Origin of the sequence: Corynebacterium hansenii, from assembly GCF_030408795.1 — a bacterium.
Taxonomy (GTDB): domain Bacteria; phylum Actinomycetota; class Actinomycetes; order Mycobacteriales; family Mycobacteriaceae; genus Corynebacterium; species Corynebacterium hansenii.
The window spans coordinates 1008845-1027123 of record NZ_CP047211.1 but is presented as its reverse complement, the minus strand read 5'-3'; the positions used below and the strand labels follow the sequence as shown (position 1 = coordinate 1027123).

General features: G+C 65.8%; 13 protein-coding genes. 10 read left to right on the top strand and 3 right to left on the bottom strand.

Annotated features, from left to right (window positions below):
• The first annotated feature begins 5 nt into the window (after positions 1 to 5).
• Together CHAN_RS04575 and CHAN_RS04570 are read left to right on the top strand one after the other, a co-directional pair.
• Positions 6 to 725, top strand: a complete 720-nt coding sequence (locus CHAN_RS04575; protein WP_048742680.1) for an ABC transporter ATP-binding protein — start codon at positions 6 to 8, stop codon at positions 723 to 725.
• Positions 718 to 2112: an ABC transporter permease gene (locus CHAN_RS04570; protein ID WP_290292276.1), complete on the top strand. Its 1395-nt coding sequence runs from the start codon at positions 718 to 720 to the stop codon at positions 2110 to 2112. Before CHAN_RS04575 ends, CHAN_RS04570 begins: the two co-directional genes overlap by 8 nt.
• A gap of 145 nt (positions 2113 to 2257) precedes the next feature.
• Here the strand turns inward: CHAN_RS04570 and CHAN_RS04565 are convergent, their stop codons facing one another.
• On the bottom strand, positions 2258 to 4981 hold the full coding sequence (locus CHAN_RS04565) for a DEAD/DEAH box helicase (RefSeq protein ID WP_290292272.1): 2724 nt from the start codon (positions 4979 to 4981) through the stop codon (positions 2258 to 2260).
• A gap of 987 nt (positions 4982 to 5968) precedes the next feature.
• On the bottom strand, positions 5969 to 7210 hold the full coding sequence (locus tag CHAN_RS04560) for an MFS transporter (RefSeq protein ID WP_290292270.1): 1242 nt from the start codon (positions 7208 to 7210) through the stop codon (positions 5969 to 5971).
• Between the two features lie 229 nt (positions 7211 to 7439).
• On the opposite strand from CHAN_RS04560, the gene CHAN_RS04555 reads away from it, so the two are divergent.
• The 7 genes from CHAN_RS04555 (at position 7440) to CHAN_RS04525 (ending at position 17087) form a co-directional block, all read left to right on the top strand.
• On the top strand, positions 7440 to 8645 hold the full coding sequence (locus tag CHAN_RS04555; protein ID WP_290292268.1) for a dipeptidase: 1206 nt from the start codon (positions 7440 to 7442) through the stop codon (positions 8643 to 8645).
• Positions 8646 to 8824: 179 nt separating this feature from the next.
• The gene (locus tag CHAN_RS04550; protein WP_290292266.1) at positions 8825 to 11470 is read left to right on the top strand and encodes a Z1 domain-containing protein; all 2646 of its coding nucleotides are present in this window, start codon (positions 8825 to 8827) and stop codon (positions 11468 to 11470) included.
• Complete coding sequence (locus CHAN_RS04545; RefSeq protein WP_290292263.1) at positions 11470 to 12438, top strand: PD-(D/E)XK motif protein; 969 nt, start codon at positions 11470 to 11472, stop codon at positions 12436 to 12438. The genes CHAN_RS04550 and CHAN_RS04545 overlap by 1 nt, the downstream gene beginning before the upstream one ends.
• Positions 12435 to 14270, top strand: a complete 1836-nt coding sequence (locus CHAN_RS04540) for a hypothetical protein (RefSeq protein WP_290292260.1) — start codon at positions 12435 to 12437, stop codon at positions 14268 to 14270. Before CHAN_RS04545 ends, CHAN_RS04540 begins: the two co-directional genes overlap by 4 nt.
• On the top strand, positions 14270 to 15160 hold the full coding sequence (locus tag CHAN_RS04535; RefSeq protein ID WP_290292257.1) for a hypothetical protein: 891 nt from the start codon (positions 14270 to 14272) through the stop codon (positions 15158 to 15160). Before CHAN_RS04540 ends, CHAN_RS04535 begins: the two co-directional genes overlap by 1 nt.
• Positions 15160 to 15906 (top strand): DUF6339 family protein, encoded by a 747-nt coding sequence (locus CHAN_RS04530; protein WP_290292254.1) that lies wholly within the window; start codon positions 15160 to 15162, stop codon positions 15904 to 15906. The genes CHAN_RS04535 and CHAN_RS04530 overlap by 1 nt, the downstream gene beginning before the upstream one ends.
• An 89-nt stretch (positions 15907 to 15995) precedes the next feature.
• Positions 15996 to 17087, top strand: coding sequence for a DNA cytosine methyltransferase (locus tag CHAN_RS04525; protein WP_290292251.1), 1092 nt, complete (start codon positions 15996 to 15998; stop codon positions 17085 to 17087).
• Positions 17088 to 17108: 21 nt separating this feature from the next.
• Here the strand turns inward: CHAN_RS04525 and CHAN_RS04520 are convergent, their stop codons facing one another.
• A complete protein-coding gene (locus tag CHAN_RS04520; RefSeq protein WP_290292249.1) occupies positions 17109 to 17546 on the bottom strand; it encodes a very short patch repair endonuclease in 438 nt (145 codons plus the stop codon).
• A 132-nt stretch (positions 17547 to 17678) separates the two neighbouring features.
• On the opposite strand from CHAN_RS04520, the gene CHAN_RS04515 reads away from it, so the two are divergent.
• Entirely contained in the window at positions 17679 to 18260 is a 582-nt protein-coding gene (locus CHAN_RS04515; protein WP_290292246.1) for a hypothetical protein, read from the top strand.
• Positions 18261 to 18279 lie beyond the last annotated feature (19 nt).

Below are 18279 nucleotides of genomic sequence, written 5' to 3'. Positions count from 1 at the left end.
GCCCGATGCTGAAACTGACGCGGGTCACCCGCACGGTGGAATTGCCCAACGGCGAAATGCTGCCGATCCTGCAGGGCATCGACCTGGAGGTTTTTCCGGGCGATCACGTGAGCATCATCGGCCAGTCCGGCAGCGGCAAGTCGACGCTGCTCAACATCATGGGCATGCTGGATCTGCCCGACGGCGGCACGTACACCTTCGACGGCACGGACGTGTCCAAGCTCGGCGACAAGGCCCTGGCCACCCTCCGCGGCGACTCCTTCGGGTTCGTGTTCCAGCAGTTCAATCTCTTCCCCACGCGCACGGCGCTGGAGAACGTCGAGGTTCCGCTCATGTACGACAAGGGCCCGAAGTTCTGGAACCGCACCGAGCTGGCGACGGAAATGCTCGAGCGGGTGGGCCTCGGCCACCGCATCGACGCGATGCCGGGCCGCCTGTCGGGCGGCGAGCAGCAGCGCGTGGCCATTGCGCGCGCGCTGGTGCGCCAGCCGAAGGTCATCCTCGCCGACGAGCCGACCGGCGCGCTGGACCTCGACACCGGAAAGGTGGTCATGGAACTGCTCGAGGAGGTCGCCGCGGAGAACAACTCCGCGCTGGTCCTGATCACGCACGACATGGAGGTCGCCGAACGGGCGAGCCGCATCGTCGAACTGCGGGGCGGGAAGCTTCACGACGATTCGCTGCTCCGCGCACCCCATCTGCCGATCGGGGGCGACGATGAATAAGACGACGAACAACAAGCTCGCGTATTCGCTCACCCCCTACATCGGGGCGCTGCTGGAGGCGTGGCACGAGCTGCGCATCAACCGCAACCGCATCATGCTGTCGCTGGTCAGCGTGGCCGCCGCCGTGTGGGCGATGTCCACGGTGATCGCGCTGGGCAACATCCTCACGTCCTCGTCGGAAGCCTCCAGCGCCCAGTACTCCGGCATCGCCGGCACGGTGACGCTGTCGGCGACGCCGGGCTCCGGCGGGGGCGAAGGCGGCGGCGCCGCCGCGGGCGGACCGGCCGGCGCGCCCATCCCGGGGATGCCGCCGATGGCATCCTCGCAGGGCTCAGCCGGGGAGACGCTGGACGTCGTCAAGCCGGACGGTTCCATCGACGACGCGTTCTCCGACGCCGCCCTGAAAACCGTCGGCCAGGTCGGCGCGAACACGTGGACGCGGATGCGGACGCAGACGCTCGACGTGCAGATCCCCTCGCAGCCGAAGTGCGACCCGGCCACCGACCCGTCGTGCGTCCCGCAGCAGACGCCCGAAATGCACGGCGTCGACCCCGGGTGGTTCGACATCCACCGCAAGACCATCATCGCCGGCCGCGCGCTGCAGCCGGAGGACGGACAGCGGCTGATGAACCCCGTCGTGGTCAACGAGGCCCTGTGGGAGAAGCTCGGCAACCCCGACGTCGCCTCCCACCCGACGTTCACGGCGCGGGAGACCGGCCGCGCGCAGTTCACCGTCGTCGGCGTGATGAAGGGCATCGGCTCGTGGGACTCCCCGCTGGCCGTCACCCACTACGACACGCTGATGCACGCGCGGCACACCTCCGTCGGTTCGCCGAAGCTGCTGGTCGCAGCCCCGCCGGAGGAGGCGAAGGAGGCGCAGCGCACCCTGTCCGACATGCTGCGCGGCCACCTCGGCGGCGGCTGGCAGGTCACCGGATCGACCGCGGACCGCAACGTCGAGCAGACCGAGCAGATGAACTCGATGATCACGAAGGTGCTGGGCATCATCGGCGGCATCGTCATCGCCCTGGGCGCGCTGGGCCTGCTGACGGTGTCGATCGTCACCATCGGCCACCGCGTCCGCGAGATCGGCATCCGCCGCGCGATGGGCGCGTCGGCGGCGCGGATCTTCATCTCCGTGTTCCTCGAATCGATCGTGGCGACGACGGTGGCCGGCGTGGTCGGCGTGATCCTGTCGATCATCACCGTCAAGCAGCTGCCCATCGCCGACATGCTCGAGATGCCGATGGACCTGGGCAGCGTGCCGTACCCGCTGACCGCGGCGTTCATGGGCGTGGCCATCGCATCGCTGGTGGGCGCGATGGCGGGCGTCATCCCGGCGACGATCGCCGTGCGCGTCAAGCCGATCGACGCGATCAGGTTCTAGGGGCGGCGGCCGGGGCAGGGTGAGGCCGGCTCGGCGCCTCCCCGCCCCGCTCGTCCTGGCCGCCCCGCTCCTCCCCATCCCGTCGCTCGCACTCAACGACGAATCGGCCCGCACCCCATCAAGGGTGCGGGCCGATTATCATTCGCTAGTCCCAGCTGCCGCGGCCGCCACGGCCACCGCGGTCATCGCGGTTGCCCCGGTAGCCGCCGCGGCCTCCCCGGTCGTCGCGGCCGGCGTGGAAACCACCGCGACCGCCGCGTCCCCCGCGGCCGCCGCGGTCATCGTCGTGGCCGCCGCGGTAACCGCCCCGGCCACCACGGCCGCCGCGGTCATCGTCGTCACGGCCACCCCGGCCGCCGCGGAAACCACCGCGACCGCCACGGTCCCCACGGTCGCCCCGGCCACCGCGGTAACCGCCGCGATCGCCGCCGCGCCCGCCACGTCCACCGCGGTCATCGCGATCGTCGTAGGCGTGCGACCCGTCGTCGACGTTGGTGCCGTCGTCGGGCGTGATGTGGATCAGCTGGCCCGAAATCCGGGTGTCGCGGAGGTTGTCGAACACCCGCTGCGGCATGTTCGCCGGCAGCTCGACCAGGGTGTGGTCGCCGCGGATGTCGATGTGCCCGAAGTCCTTCGACGTCAGGCCGCCCTCGTTGGCGATGGCGCCGACGATCGCGCCCGGCCGCACATGCTGGCGGCGGCCGACGCTGATGCGGAATTTCGACATGCCCTCGCGGGTGAACTCGGCGCGCTCCGCCCGGCGGGCGGCGTGCTCGCTGCGGCGGTCGCGCTGGCCGCGGCCACCGCGCTCCTCCTCGAAACGGCCCCGGCCCTCGCGGCCGCGGTCGTCGCGCTTGCGGCGGGGCTGCTCCTTCATCAGGAACTCGCCGTTCTGCGACTGCGCGGCCAGGGCGGCGGCGATGTCGACCAGCGGCGTGTCATGCTCCTCGGCGTACGACTGGATGAGCTCCCTGAACACGGGCACCTGCTCGTCGGCAAGCGCTTCCGTGATGGCGTCCATGAACTTGGACTTGCGGGAATCGTTGACCTCGTCGACGCTCGGCAGCTGCATCTCGTGGAGCGACGACTTGGTCGCCCGCTCGATGGAACGCAGCAGCCGGCCCTCGCGCGGCGTGACGAACAGCAGCGCCTCGCCCGAACGGCCCGCGCGGCCGGTGCGGCCGATGCGGTGGACGTAGGACTCCGTGTCGTGCGGGATGTCGAAGTTGACCACGTGGCTGATGCGGTCGACGTCCAGGCCGCGGGCGGCGACGTCGGTGGCCACCAGGATGTCCAGGCGGCCGGACTTCAGCTGGCCGATGGTGCGCTCGCGCTGGTTCTGCGCGATGTCGCCGTTGATCGCGGCGGCGGTGAAGCCGCGGGCGCGGAGCTTCTCGGCGAGCTCCTCCGTCTCGTGCTTGGTGCGCACGAACACGATCATCGCCTCGAACTCCTCGACCTCCAGCACGCGGGTGAGGGCGTCGAGCTTGTTGCGGTGGGCGGTCATCAGGAAACGCTGGCGGATGTTGTCCGCCGTGCGGGTCTGCGACTTGACGGTGATCTCGCGCGGGTCGTCCAGGTACTGCTTGGACAGGCGGCGGATGGCGGCCGGCATGGTCGCCGAGAACAGCGCGACCTGCTTGTCCTCCGGGGTGTCGGCGAGGATGCGTTCGACGTCCTCCTGGAAGCCCATGTTCAGCATCTCGTCGGCTTCGTCGAGGACCAGGAAGCGCAGGCCGGAGATGTCCAGCGAGCCCTTTTCCAGGTGGTCGATGACGCGGCCGGGGGTGCCCACGATGATCTGCGCGCCGCGGCGCAGGCCGGACAGCTGGATGCCGTAGGACTGGCCGCCGTAGATCGGCAGCACGGAGATGCCGCCCAGGTGGTCGGCGAACGACTGGAAGGAGTCGGCGACCTGCAGCGCGAGTTCGCGGGTCGGCGCGAGCACCAGGGCCTGCGGGGCGCGGACGGAGCGGTCGATGCGGGCGAGGATCGGCAGCGCGAACGCGGCGGTCTTGCCGGTGCCGGTCTGCGCCAGGCCGACGACGTCGCGGTCGGCCATCAGCGTCGGGATGGTCGCGGCCTGGATCGGCGACGGCGTTTCGAAGCCGACCTTCGCCACCGCGCGGACGACCTCGTCGGGCAGGTCGAGCTCGTCGAAGCCCGGGCCTTCGGGGCGGTCGTCGTCGTTCTTGGAGGCCTTGGTGTCGGTCTTGTCGCCGTTCTTGGTTTCGGCCTTCTTGTCGGCCGTTTCGTCCTGCTTGGCGGACTTGGCGTCGGCGGGCTCGTCGTCAAGCTTCTCGGTCTGCTTTGCGACGCCCGCGTCCCCGCTCTTCTTCGCCTCTTCGACTTCGGCGTTGGCCTCGAAGGGCGCTTCGTCGGCGTTGGAGACCTCGTCCCCGTCGACCTTCACGGCCGCGGTTTCGGACTGCTGCTCGGCGGCGGCGTTTTCGGTGTTATCGCCGTTGTTCTGCTCGGCGTTGTTCTCGCTGCGGTCCGCTCCCAGCTCTTCGCGGATCACGTCGTTGTTGTCGTTATTGCCCATGTAGTTACCCATCTCATCGCCCGTCGGGGCGTCTTCCCGGCCCCGCGGGGCCTCGTGTGCGGCCCGTGTGGCCGTCTCGTCCGCGGTCTCGTGTGCCGCGTGCTCTGCATGTGAATTGTCGTCGTGGGCCGTTGTGGCCCGCCCATCTTCAGTGTCCGCGGTGGTGCTCTTTTCCCTGCTGACCTGCGCAGCATCAACCCCCGACGCGTTGATTACGTCGTCGAGGGTGAGGGGTGCGCCGTCGTGCGAGCTATCCGTGGATACCGATTCGTCATAGTTCTCCGGCGTTTTCGCGTCGCCGGCACCGTCATCGGTTGTGCTCATTGCTCGGGCCACCTTACCCGTTCTACATGCCAAAACGCGATTAACTGGGGTCAACGGTGGCGGAGGTCACTCTAATCGCGTACCCATCGCCGCCACGCGAGCTTTCGGCCGCTGCTTCCCCGGTGCCCGCGGCGACCCCTTCCCGGCGCTCTCCCCGGCATCTACGTCGACCCACTCCCCGGCATCTACGTCGACCCCGTTTCCGGCTTCCGCGCCACCCAATCCTCGGCGCCCCGCAGCTCCCCACTTTCCGGCGGCTCAGCTCCAGCGTCGGAGTTCTCCGACCACCGGGACGACGTCTTCGTGTCATTTGATCGACGCTCCGTGCCGGCGCCCTCCAAAAGACCAGGTCGTCACAAGTGCTACTCGGGAGCGTTGATCAAACGACATTTCGCCCCACGAAAACCTTCGTTTCGCCGCGCGGGAAGGCAGCAGCAACGCCGGCCTCGAAGGAACTATGAGCCCGAACTACGGATGAGCCCGAACTACGCAGGATCATTGGGCCAAAACCACCAGGTGCGGGGGGCGACGACGGAGGACCGACCGGGCCGCCGTCTCCCGGAAAATGGCCGGGGCGATGTCGGAAGAAGACCACGTCGCCGGTACCCGGACGATGTCGGGCGGCGAGCCTCCGGCCACCAGGAAACGGCCTTCGTGTCATTCGATCGACGCTCCTCACCGGCGCTCTCTAAAACACCAGGCGGTCACAAGTGCTACTCGGGAGCGTCGATCAAACGACATTTCGCCGCGAGGGGAGGCAGCGGAACCGCCGGCCGCGAAGGAAAGTTGGCCCACACCACGGGCGGAGGCGAGGACGATAAGCCAGAACCACCAGGCCGGGGCGAGGACGGTGCGCCCGAACCACTGAGCAGGGACGATAAAGCAGGAAGAGGACGTCGCCGGCTCCCAGGAGAGGATGGCAGGCTCTCGACCACCAAGGACACGGGCTTCTTGTCATTTGATCGACACACGACACCAGCCCACGCGCTACTCCCCCGCGGGCTTCACCTTCGTCGGCACGCTCGCCAGCGTCTCGCGCCCGCCGAGCCACGCGATGAACGCGATCGCGGTGATCACTCCGCACGCGATGAACCCCGCCCGGTACCCCGCGAGGTCGACGATCAGGCCCACGACCAGCGGGCCGGAAATCGCGCCGAAATCCATGGCCATCTGGAAACTCGCCAGGACCTTGCCGCCCTGCCGGTCGGACCCGATGACGTCGGCAAGCACGGCCTGTTGCACCGGATTGATCATGCCGGCGCCGAAACCGGCGGCGGCGGACACGGCGAGGAGGGTGACGTCGCCGTGCATGAAGCCGACCAACCCGGTGAACAGGCCATTCACGGCCAGGCCGGTGAACAGCAGCGGGCGCCGACCGATGCGGTCGGACAGCGACCCGGAAAACTGCAGCGCGATGACGTTGCCCACGGCGAACGCGGTCAGCGCCAGGCCGGCGACGGCGGCGCCGTGCTCGAAGGTGGCGGCGGCGTACAGCGGCACGATGGCCACGCGCACGCCGAAGTTGGACCAGCCGTTGGCGAAGCCGGACACCAGCGCGGCGCGGTAGGCGGAGTCGCGCCAGGCGTCGCGGAAGCGCATGACGGGCGTGGTGCGCTTGGGCACCTTCTGCCGCAGCGCCTCGGGGTTGAGGCGCACGGCGACGATCAGCGTGGCCACGACCAGGGCGAATCCGTAGATGAAGAACGGCGTCCGCATGCCCCACGCGGCCATGGCGGCGCCGAGCAGCGGGCCGAACACGTTGCCCAGCAGGAACGCGGAGCCGTACGCGGAGGAGCATTTGCCCCGGATGTTCGGCGGCGCCATGCGCACGATCAGGCCCATGGCGGAGACGGTGAACATGGTCGAGCCGATGCCGCCCATCGCACGGAACGCCAGCAGGGACCAATAGTCCCAGGCGACGGCGACGAGCAGGGTGGAGATGGCGACGATGCTCAGACCGGTGAGATAGGTGCGACGGTAGCCGACCTTGTCCACGAGCCGCCCGGACGTCGGCGCGAAGATAAGGCGGAAGATGGAGAACGAGCTGACCACGAAACTCGCCGCGAAGACGGAGACGTCGAAGCTGCGGGCGTACTGGGGCAGCACGGGCGCGATGAGGCCGAAGCCGAGCGCGATGATGAATGCCGCGCTGACCAGCACCCAGATCTCATGAGGGATCGGCGTTTTCGCCGGGTGCGTGGCAGCGGGGCGGCCACGATTTTGTTGCATGTGTCCACCATAGACCCGGGGTCAAAACGCCCGGATTTCGCTTTGCGACGCCCGCGGCCTCCCCTTTTCGGCCGTTTCGACGGGGCTCCGGGGGCCGGGCATCGGGCGCGGCAAGGCGCGGGCATGGCGCGGGCATGGAGGCTGACTTGGGCCGAGACGCGGCGCAAGCACGACTCGAATCGAGGTGATCCACGCCACACTCGCGTGCGATTAAGTTAGCGTGGCAAACATGAATGCGCGACGAGGGCAGCGACAGGACCGGGGCGGCCGCGGGCTGAAGATCGGGGGCGCGCTGCTGGCGGTGCTGGTCGTCGGGGTGGCGGTGGTGCTCGCGGTGGCTCCCGGCGTCGTCGAAAAGCAGCGCAATCCCGTCGCCGACGTGGACCTGAAGCAGCCGACGCCGGAGGCCCTGGACCTGCACGGGCGGTTGACCATCGCCGACATGCATTCGGATGCGCTGTTGTGGAAGCGGTCGATTCTGGAGCGCGCCGACCGCGGGCACGTGGATCTGCCGCGGCTGCGGGAGGGCAATGTGGCGCTGCAGGTGTTCGCGTCGGTGACCAAGTCGCCGCGGGGGCAGAATCTGGACGGCAACACGGATGAGACGGACAACATCACTCCCCTGTCGGTGGTGCAGATGCAGCCGCCGCGGACGTGGAATTCGCCGTTCGAGCGGTCGATGTACCACGCGGAGAAGCTCGACCGGGCCGTCGAGGGGTCGGAGGGGCGGCTGCGGTGGATCCGGACGAAGGGTGATCTGCGGGCGTTGCTGGCGGATCGGGAGGCCGGCGGCGATGCGGTCGGCGCGCTGTATTCGCTGGAGGGGCTGCACAACTTGGAGGGCGATGGCGCGAATCTGCGGCGGCTGTTCGACGCAGGGGCGCGGATGGCGGGGTTCACGCATTTCTTCGACAACGAGGTCGCCGGGTCCATGCACGGCGTCGAGCGCGGGGGCCTGACGGATCTGGGACGCGAGATGTTCGCGCAGATGCAGGAGATGGGCATGGTGGTGGACTTGGCGCATGCGAGTCCTGCGGCGATGGAGGAGATGATTTCGCTTGCCGACGGGCCGGTCGTCTATTCGCATGGCGGCGTGCGCGCCACCTGCGACGTGAACCGGAATCTGAGCGATGAGCAGATCCGCGGCATCGCCGGCACCGGTGGCGTGATCGGCGTCGGCTACTGGGAGGACGCCGTGTGCGGCCTGGGGACGGGGCCGGTGGTCGATGCGATCGACCACGTGGTGAAGGTCGCCGGCATCGACGCCGCGGCGCTGGGGTCGGACTTCGACGGGTCGGTGGAGGTGCCGTGGGATGCGTCGCAGCTGGCGGTGATCACCCAGGAGCTGATGGACCGCGGGTACTCGGAAGAGGACATCGCGCAGATCATGGGCGGCAACACCCTCCGCGTGCTCGGCGAGGTGCTGCCGGAGTAGGGGTGGGAGGTGAATGGAAGCGGGAGAATGCGATTCACTCCACACCCCCATGAAACACCCCCGGCAACCACGGCACATCGAGCATTCATTCGAGAAAACGGCCCGTGGGCCCGGTCCGGCAATGCTCGAATCCGGTGCGCGCGATAACCTTTCACCGAAATCGTGAATTGGAGGATGCAATGCAGATGTTGGACGCTTTTCGGGACGTTTTCGACTCCTACGCCCGAACGCACGGCATGGAGGCGGCTCGTTCGAAATTCGAGCACATGGTCCCGGACCCGGAGACCGTCGAAGAGCTGTGCAAGGGTTTCGAGTTCAAGCTCACCGAAATCATCGAGTCTCAGCCCGCCGCGATTCGCCCCGCCGGAATGGAACCCTGGTACCCCGGCCCCGGCGCAGACGACATTTGCTGGCCCCGCTTGCGCGAGTACTACCTGACGGAGAAGAAGCGCCCGGAGAACCAGGTCGACTCCGTCGATGAGGCTTCCAACGTCGTGGTCGCCCACACCCATCGTCCCGACGACAGTTCCTTCAATTGCCGGGGCCTCGTGGTGGGTTACATCCAGTCGGGCAAAACCACCAACTTCACGGCGGTGGCGGCGAAGGCGGCCGACCTCGGGTACCACCTCGTCATCGTGCTTTCGGGCATCCACAATTCACTTCGAAAGCAGACGCAGAATCGCCTGTCCTCCGAATTGACCGATCTCAATTCCGACAAGTGGCTCTCCCTCACCACCGATGAATCGGATTTCCGCAAACCCACCTTCAACGGCGAAGCGGCGCTGGGCGAAGGCAATGCCACCGGCCTGATGGTCATCAAGAAGAACCCGGTCGTTCTCCGACGACTCAGGGACTGGCTCGGCACCGACGTCATGCGCGAGCACCTGAAGAGCCTCCGGGTGCTGGTCATCGACGACGAGGCCGATCAGGCATCGGTCGGAACGGCCACGATCAACCCGCTCATCCGCGAGATCCTGGCGTTGATGCCGCGCAACACCTACATCGGGTACACGGCCACCCCCTTCGCCAACGTCTTCATCGACCCCACCGAATCCGAGGACTTCTATCCCCGGGACTTCATCCTGAACCTTCCCCGGCCCGATCGTTACTTCGGTCCGGAGATGATCTTCGGCCGGCTCGACGCCGAAAACGATTCCGAGGAGTCGGCGGGGTACGACATGGTCCGGCTCGTGGACGAGAGCGAACTCGGCGCGTTGCGCCCGGCGACCAAGAAGGACATCCCGAACTTCAAGCCGTCCGTCTCGGGCGTCCTGAAGAAGGCCGTCGATTGGTATTTCCTCGCGACCGCCGCACGATTCGCGCGCGGCCAGGAGGAGCACAGCTCGATGCTGGTCCACACGCACATCGCCACCGACGTGCACGAGACGTTCAGGGAACCGCTGGAAACGTACCGGGATGACCTGCTCGCGAAGATCGAGGCGAACGACCCGGAGACCATCGATCGCCTCCGACTGCAATGGAACGAGGAATCGTCGGCCGTGCCCGCCGAAGATTTCCAGAGGGCCAGCCTCGGCTTCGACAAGGTGCTCGAAAAGCTCCCCGAAGTCGTTCGACGCACGAGGATCGTGCTCGACAACTACCGAAGCAAGGACCGCCTCGACTACACGGGCGCGACCGAGCCCCAGTTGGTCATCGCCGTCGGCGCCAACACCCTTTCGCGCGGCCTCACGCTCGAGGGCCTCGTTTCGTCGGTGTTCGTCCGCACCGCCCGCGCGTACGACACCCTCCTCCAGATGGGTCGATGGTTCGGCTTCCGCAACGGGTACGAGGAACTCCCCCGAATCTGGATGACGGAGGAGCTGCGCGACCAGTTCCGGCACCTCGCCCAGGTCGAGTTCGAAATGCGCCTGGACATCGACCGGTACCAGGAACAGGACCTGACCCCGACGGACGTCGCCGTCCGCATTCTCACGCACCCCTCGCTGGCAATCACCGCCAAGATGGGAGCGGCCAAGACGACCGACATCACGTTCACGGGGCATGCGTTGACCACCCGCTACTTCGACGTGAGCGACGAAGAGCTCCTGCGGGCGAACCTCGCCGCCGGCGCGAAACTGGCCGATGCCGCCGTCCGGGACGGAAAGCTCCTGCCGGAAAGCGACAATCTCGGCGGATCCAAGGTGTTCGATGATGTGCCGGCCGACGCGATCCTCGATTTCCTCTCCGAGTATTCGATCCACGACTCGCAGCCCAACATGGACCCGCGTCTGCTGTCCCAGTTCATCCGCGACAACGTGAACGTCGGGGATGATTACCTGGAAAAGTGGACGGTCGCGTTCATCGCCGGTGACGGAAGCGACGTGGAGCTCGGGAAGCTCGGGGCGATTTCGTCGTCCCGTCGTTCGGCCGAGATCCCGGACCCCACGAAGAAGCGCATCCACACCCTGTCGAATCCCACGGACTTCGGCCTCGGACTGGGCAAGAGCCGTTCGGAACTCCGCGTGGCCGGCGGCGGAGAGAAGAAGATCGCCTCCGATCCGAGGATGCTGACGCTGCGGGGATTGGATGACGAACAATGCCGGAAGGGCATTCTCCTCGTTTATCCCATCGATCCCGTCTCGGAACCGAAGGCGACCGGAAAGACGCCGAAGATGCGCAAGTACAACATCGACGCGGCCGGCGGCATCGCGCCGATCGGCATCGGCATCGGTTTCCCCGAGCCCGAATTGAACGGCGAGGTGGACGTCAAGAAGCGCCGTCTTCGCACTCACATGGCGGTCGAGCTGCCGCAGTACGAGGACACGGCCGAAGAAGCCGCCGAAGAGATGCAGACCATTTTCGACTCCGATGCCGAGGACGACTGATGAGCGAACCCAAGTTTTCCGACCTTTGGGCGCAACTGGAACGCCCCACGACGGGTGAATTCACCATGGGCTACGCCCTTGGCACCAAAATCCGGCTGGCGCTCGATCAGGACGGATTCCATCATGTGTTGATCCCGGCCGGCGATTACTGTGGTTCGGTGTTCCACGACGGCGATTCGCTCCGCGTCAGGATCCGCGACGTGGGAGTCGCACGCCATCGTTACGAGCGCCATCTCGACGTCTACTGCGTCAATCCGTCTCTCACCCGGACGTTCGACCGGCTCGCGGCCGCGCTCATCGATGTCGCCGCCGCAAGCGCCGATCCCGTCAAGGCTTCGCTCGAGTGTCTCGGCGAGTGGAAGCACCTCTTCCTGGATCGCCGACGTCGTTCGCTTACGCCGCAACAACGCATCGGGATATTCGCGGAACTCGGCGTGCTGAAGGATTTTCTCGAAGCAGGGCAGATCATCGAGACCACCTGCTGGACCGGGCCGTCCAAGGCCCCCCATGATTTCGAGTTCGACACCATGTCCCTGGAAGTCAAGGCATATGGTTCGGGTTCCGACCAGGTGACCTTCCACGGTCCGCTCCAACTCGACAATCTCGGGAACAAGCCCCTCTTTCTTTGCCTTCGGCAGGTCGAAGAGGACGACGGAGGAAACAGTCTGCTGGAGCTCGCCGAAGAAATCGAGGATCTGGTCGAGGACAAGCAGAAGTTCCGCACCACCCTGAACAAGATCGGCGTGCTCGAGGACGACGAGTCCCTCGCACAGTTCAAGTACGCGGTGGTCCGGGAATCTCTCTTCGAGGTCACCGACGAGACTCCCCGCATCGTCGCTTCGTCCTTCGCGGACGGCGAATTCCCCGCCGGCATCGAACGTCTCAGGTATTCGATCGAGCCGGAGGACTTGGTCACCGGCGACGCTTACTCGAACGTCCGGTCTTGGCTGGCGGAGGTCGACGAATGAGCAACATTCGCTGGTGGTCCCAACCTTTCCCGCCGGAGGGAGGGGTGACCGGTTCGGGCGTCATGCGGCAGCTCGGAACCCCCTCGATGGAGCTCCTCGACGTGCTGGTCAGGGAATCCGCCCAGAACAGCTGGGATGCCGCGATCGGCGACCAGATTCGTTATTCGATCGAGTTCCGGCGTCTCGGAGAGCACGCGGATGCGTGGCGCCGGCTGATCGGCGACTCGGATTCAACCGACGGAACCGTCGTACACCCCGGAGACCTGACGCCCGACACCCTGATCCTGATCATCGGCGATCGCGGCACATCGGGCCTGGGCGGTCCCCTGCTCGCGGATGAAAAGGTGAAGCCCGGGCACGTGGCGAATTTCGTGCAGTTTCTCCGCAACGTCGGCGAGCCCAGGGACAAGGATCTCGGCGGCGGCACGTACGGCTTCGGCAAAGCGATCTTCTACAACCTCAGCGCGTGCGGGGCCATTCTCGTGGACACCCACTGCACGGATCGGGTGAACCGGCGGCGACTGATGGGAGCCGCATTGGGCGATCCGTTCAGCGGCACCGACGGCGTGCGCTACACCGGTCGTCATTGGTGGGGCGCCACGGATGACTCGCGCGGCGTTCCCCTCCCCCTGCTCGAGGACGAAGCCGCCGCCATGTCGCGGCAATTCGGGTTGCCGGGATTCGACGACGGGGAAACCGGCACGGACGTCGCCATCCTGATGCCGAATCTCGGCTTGGCCGAGGGCGAGGAAGAATCGCGTCACGACAACATCGATGAAGCGGCGGATCGCGTCGTTTCCGCGATCCTGTGGCATCTGTGGCCGAAGCTCGGATCAGCCGGCCGGCGACCGGAAATCAAGGTATCGGTGGTCGCGGACGGCCGTCCCGTGCCCATCCAACGGCCCGATCAGTACCCGTTCCTTCGCCCCTTCACGCTTTCCCTCGACGCCATCGAGGCGGACAAGGGCAGCACCATCGTCCGAAAGACCAAGAAATTCCCCGGGGAAGTCGGGAAGTGGGCGATTCACTTCTGCCAGGCGGACCCCACCTCGGGCTCCAACGCGGGATTGCTGTCGGCGAAACCATTCACCAGTCCCTACCACCACGTCGCCCGGATGCGTCAGGCGAAACTCGTCGTGGACTACCTCGAATGCGAGCCGTATCCGGGGCAGGACATGGGATACGGTGCCGCGTTCATCGCGTCCCCCGATTTCGACCAGTGCTTCGCGGATGCGGAGCCGCCTACGCACGACAAGTGGGAAACCCGCGGCCTCCCGGACAAGGCACGCCTCGTCGTCAACCATGCGACCACGAACCTCCGAAAGGGCATCAAGGAACTCCTCGCGAGCAGGGCGTCTTCGAGATCGTCCGATTTGGCCGGGCTCGGACGACTGTCGTCCAATCTGGCCCGCCTGATCCCCTTCGACGGACGCGAAGCCAATCCGGCGACGCCCAAGAAGACCCAGGCCACGCGGGCCGGGGGCAAACGTGGCCCGACTGCGAAGGTCATCGGTCCGCCGAGACTCGTGCGGGAGGGAAGCGAACTCAAGATGATCGCGGAGGTTCGGCCACCGGATGTCGGCCATCGGCAAGTCACCTTGATCGCCGACCCTTACGTCGTTCTCGACGACGGACGCCGGGAAAACGACGCTCCGATCAACGCTCCCACGCCGACGATCATCGGCTGGCGCGACGAGGAGGGAAACGTCCTTTCCGACGGCAGTGCGTTATCGGTCACCGGTGACGTTTCCCGCAATGAAACCCTCACCGTGGTGATCTCGAGGGTCGCCAATGCGTCGATCGGTCTGAGCGTCGAAACGAAGGAGGAGTGATGCTGAATCGTCCCTACCTCATCCCTTCGGAAGAACGGATCGATTTCGAAGACTGGACGCGCCGCGTCGGCGAAGACTGGTCCGTTTTGGAGGATGGCATTCCGGATTGGAATCCCGGAACCGATCTGGAGATCTCGCGCCCCTACGAAATCGACATCGACGGCATACGCGCCGATTGCGGATTGGCGGACCATTCCGCCGTTCGCGTGACGGTCTCGTGGTCCAGCGATTCCACGAAAATGGGAGGCATCGTCGCCCTTGACATCGTCGTCGACGAGAAGCAACGCAGCATCCGGGGAAAGCTGGACGGGATGGAGATCGGCGGCCGCCTGACGCTCCGAACCACGGTGACGGCGGTGCCGGCGGCGGGCTCGGAGGAGGGCTCCCCGAGCAGCCCCGGAACCGTCTTGTACGAGGACTCCCAGACCGTGCTTCTCGGCGATGACGAAGGAAAATTCCCCGTGTGCATCGACGATTTCGCGCACACGCCCTTCGACCCCGATGCTTCCTGGTACTTCGAACTCGATTCGACGGACTTGACGGCATCGTTCAACTCGGCCTCGGTTCTGCATCTGAACGAGAGGGACGAGAAGTTGGTCAAGGCGACCACCGCGGAGAATCCGACTCCGACGCAGAAAACCCTGCTGCGCGAACTCAGCCATGGATTGTCGACGCACATGCTCCACCTGGCGATGGAAATCGACCGGGTCGAAGAACTCGGCGAAGTTTCCTCGTGGCCGGTGGGGTCGCTCGGGGCGATGTTCTCGTTGCTGCTGGAACAGGCTCAGCTTTCAGGCTCGAACCTGGGCGGAGGTCTCGACCAAATCACGCGTCTCCGAGCAAGCCTCGAAGGAATCACTCGACGACAAGGAAAGGGGCGTCCCTTCTGATGACCGCCAAACAGGCCCAACTGTGGCCGCGGATCGCCAGGTCGATCGCCGAGACCATTTTCCAAACGGAGCTGCTGGCGGGAGACATTCCCCCGCAGGGTCTGAGCCACAACGAAATGACTTACGGCCCCACCGGCGGCCGCATCGGCCAACGGGACATGGAGGCGATGAGGGCAGCGCTGATCGCGGTCGCCCGGGAGCACGGGTACGGCCCCGATGCACATGCGTCCGCGTCGGGAACGGATTTCGATCGCGCCGCGGCGCCGCTGATCGTGGACCACATGCGGCTGACATGGGAAGAAGCCGGGCAGCCCGGGATCTGGTCTTTCGTTTCCCTGATTCTGCTTCCCGACCTCACGCACTGGCGATGGGCGAACGCGAACGGGACGCCCGGAAACAAGGAACGGTGGATCTGCATCGATCCCACCAGGCATGCCTGGGGCCGCCTGTGGTGGCAGGAAACCGTTTGCCGGGAACGCCCCGGACTTCTGGAAACGTTCAATGAATCCGAACTGAACCAGTTCTTCGAACGCACCTCCTTCACGCGCCACCGGGAGTTCTTCCTGTACTTCATGGAGGCGACCGCGCGCCACCTGACACGGTTGCCGCGAAGGAAGTTCGTCCGAGACGTCACCAAGCGCATGCGACGTCGGCTCGCGTTCATCGACACGTTCGCCTTGACGCCTCCCGAGCTGCGGGCATTCGTGGACGAAGTCGTCGCCGAAAGCGTCGATGCGCTCGGGTGAAGGAAGTGCGAAGCCCACGCGAGATGGCGAATGCCGGCCGTGTGACCCCGCGTTTGGTGATGGAACATGCGGCCGGCTAGCCTGGGGCAATGACCTCGACTCCCCTCCGCACCCTGGACCTGTTCGCCGGTGCGGGAGGAATCACCGAAGGGTTCCGGCAGGCCAGCGATCGATTTCGATGCGTGCGCGCAGTCGAATGGGACGTCGACGCCGCGAACACCTTCGACGCGAACCACGGCGACGGAGATCGAATCACTTTCGCCGGCGACATCGAGACGTGGACGGAACACGAAACCGTCCCCGAAGTCGATGTCGTCGTCGGCGGGCCTCCGTGTCAGGGCTTTTCGCAGCTGGGGAAGCAAGCCGCCGATGACGAACGAAACCGGCTCTGGCGTCGTTACGCGGAAGCCGTGCGCGACTCCGGCGCGACGTACTTCGTCATGGAGAATGTTCCGCAGTTCATGAAGTCGTTGGAAGCGCCCCTGTTCATGAAGGAGTTCGATCCGGGCGGAATTCTCGCAGATTACACTCATGACCAGTTGATATTGAACGCGAATGACTACGGTGCGGCACAGAATCGCAAACGGTTCATCGCTCTTGGATGGAAGAAGGGCGCCACGGCACCTGCTTGGCCCGATGACTTGCCCGAAGAGAAGAAGCTCGTACTCCGCGACGTCCTGGCGGGCGTGCCCGCTTCCGTGACGAGCACCCATCTCCGCAGCGAACGTCCCGTGCAGACCCACGAGCTTCATTTCACCCGCGACTACCGCGAGATCTCTTTGAAGCGATTTCGGGACATTCCCCCGGGCGGCAACCGGTTCGACATCAGGGAGGAATACCTCGCCCCCTGCTGGCGCAATCACAAGTCCGGATCCGCCGACGTCATGGGCCGGCTCCGGTGGGATCGCCCTTCCGTGACGATTCGCACCGAGTTCTTCAAGCCGGAGAAGGGCCGTTACATTCATCCGACCGAGCATCGTGCGATCACGCACTTCGAGGCCGCGCTGATTCAGGGTTTCCGGGAAGACTATCTCTGGTTCGGCTCGAAGACCTCGATCGGAAAGCAGATAGGAAACGCGGTTCCGATTCCTTTGGCGAAAGCGATCGCCGATTCGTTGCTCGATGCCTTCGAAGGTATCGGGAGGATCGAGGCCACGCCGACTCTGCCGGGAATGGTCTGACTTCGTCTTTCCCGCATCTCATCAAACCCGTGCCAGGGGCTCCAAACCGACGAGGTCTCTCCAGGTGTCCTCGATTTCATCGGCCATTTCGTCGACGTCGTCATGCGTCCAATACCTGAGAACGATCCATCCGAGGTTTCGAAGCTCTTGGGATACCTCGGCATCACGTGCTCGGTTGCGGTCGATCTTGGCTCGCCACCACTCGGAGTTGTTCTTCGGCATCGATCCATGGATGTCGCAGCCGTGCCAAAAGCATCCATCGACGAAAACGGCGATCTTCGCCTTGGTGAACGCAACGTCGGGATGACCGGGTACCCGTCCATAATCCACCCGAAACCGCAAGCCACGGCGATGAAGCTCCCGCCGCAAAGCAATCTCCGGTTTGGTGTCGCGCCGCTTGACGCGACTCAAGTTCTGCGAAACCCGATCACTCAGGGGTTTGGGACCCGACCGCTTCATTTCCGCTCCCTGGATCTTCGACCGCCACCACCGCCGTTCCGTCAACCCCGATCATGCCGGCCAAAGCCGGTTGGCACACATGTTCGATATATGTTCGAACACCCGTCCGAGCCATGTTCTAGAGTGCGGGCCATGACGACGCCCTCGAACCATCCCACCACCGACCAGCCCATTTCTTCCCCCGACAGCTCCAGCCGGGACGTGCATCAGCTCCCGCAGCACGCCCCCACGCTCGCCGACCTCTACCGCTCCGCGTGCGCCGACGAACTTGCGCTGGTGTCGACCTTCTACCGCCACCCCGTCGCCGCACGCACCATCCGACCGGGCGCACTCGACCACACCATTGCACTACCCGACTCCGGCGGCGTCACGGCGACCATCCGCACCCGACGGGCACGAGTACCCGCGGGCCTGGTCCGGGATTTATCGCTCCGCTACCCCGAATACCTCATGCTCGGCGGCAATCCGGTCTACCTATTCACGGCTTCGATCCGCGTCGGGCTTCACGACGACCACCCCACTCCCCTCGCCGGCCCCGTTCACGCCCGGGCGATCGCCGAAGCACTCCACGGCCGACACGATGCCGGCAACATCCACCCCAACGGCACCGACCCCGCCAGCGGCGCATTCCGATTCAGTTGGATCGGCGACCGAGAGGGCCGGGTGTTCACCAGCCCACCCGAGTTGTTCAACCCACGCACGCGAGCCGCATGAGAGATCGGGGCAATCGTCC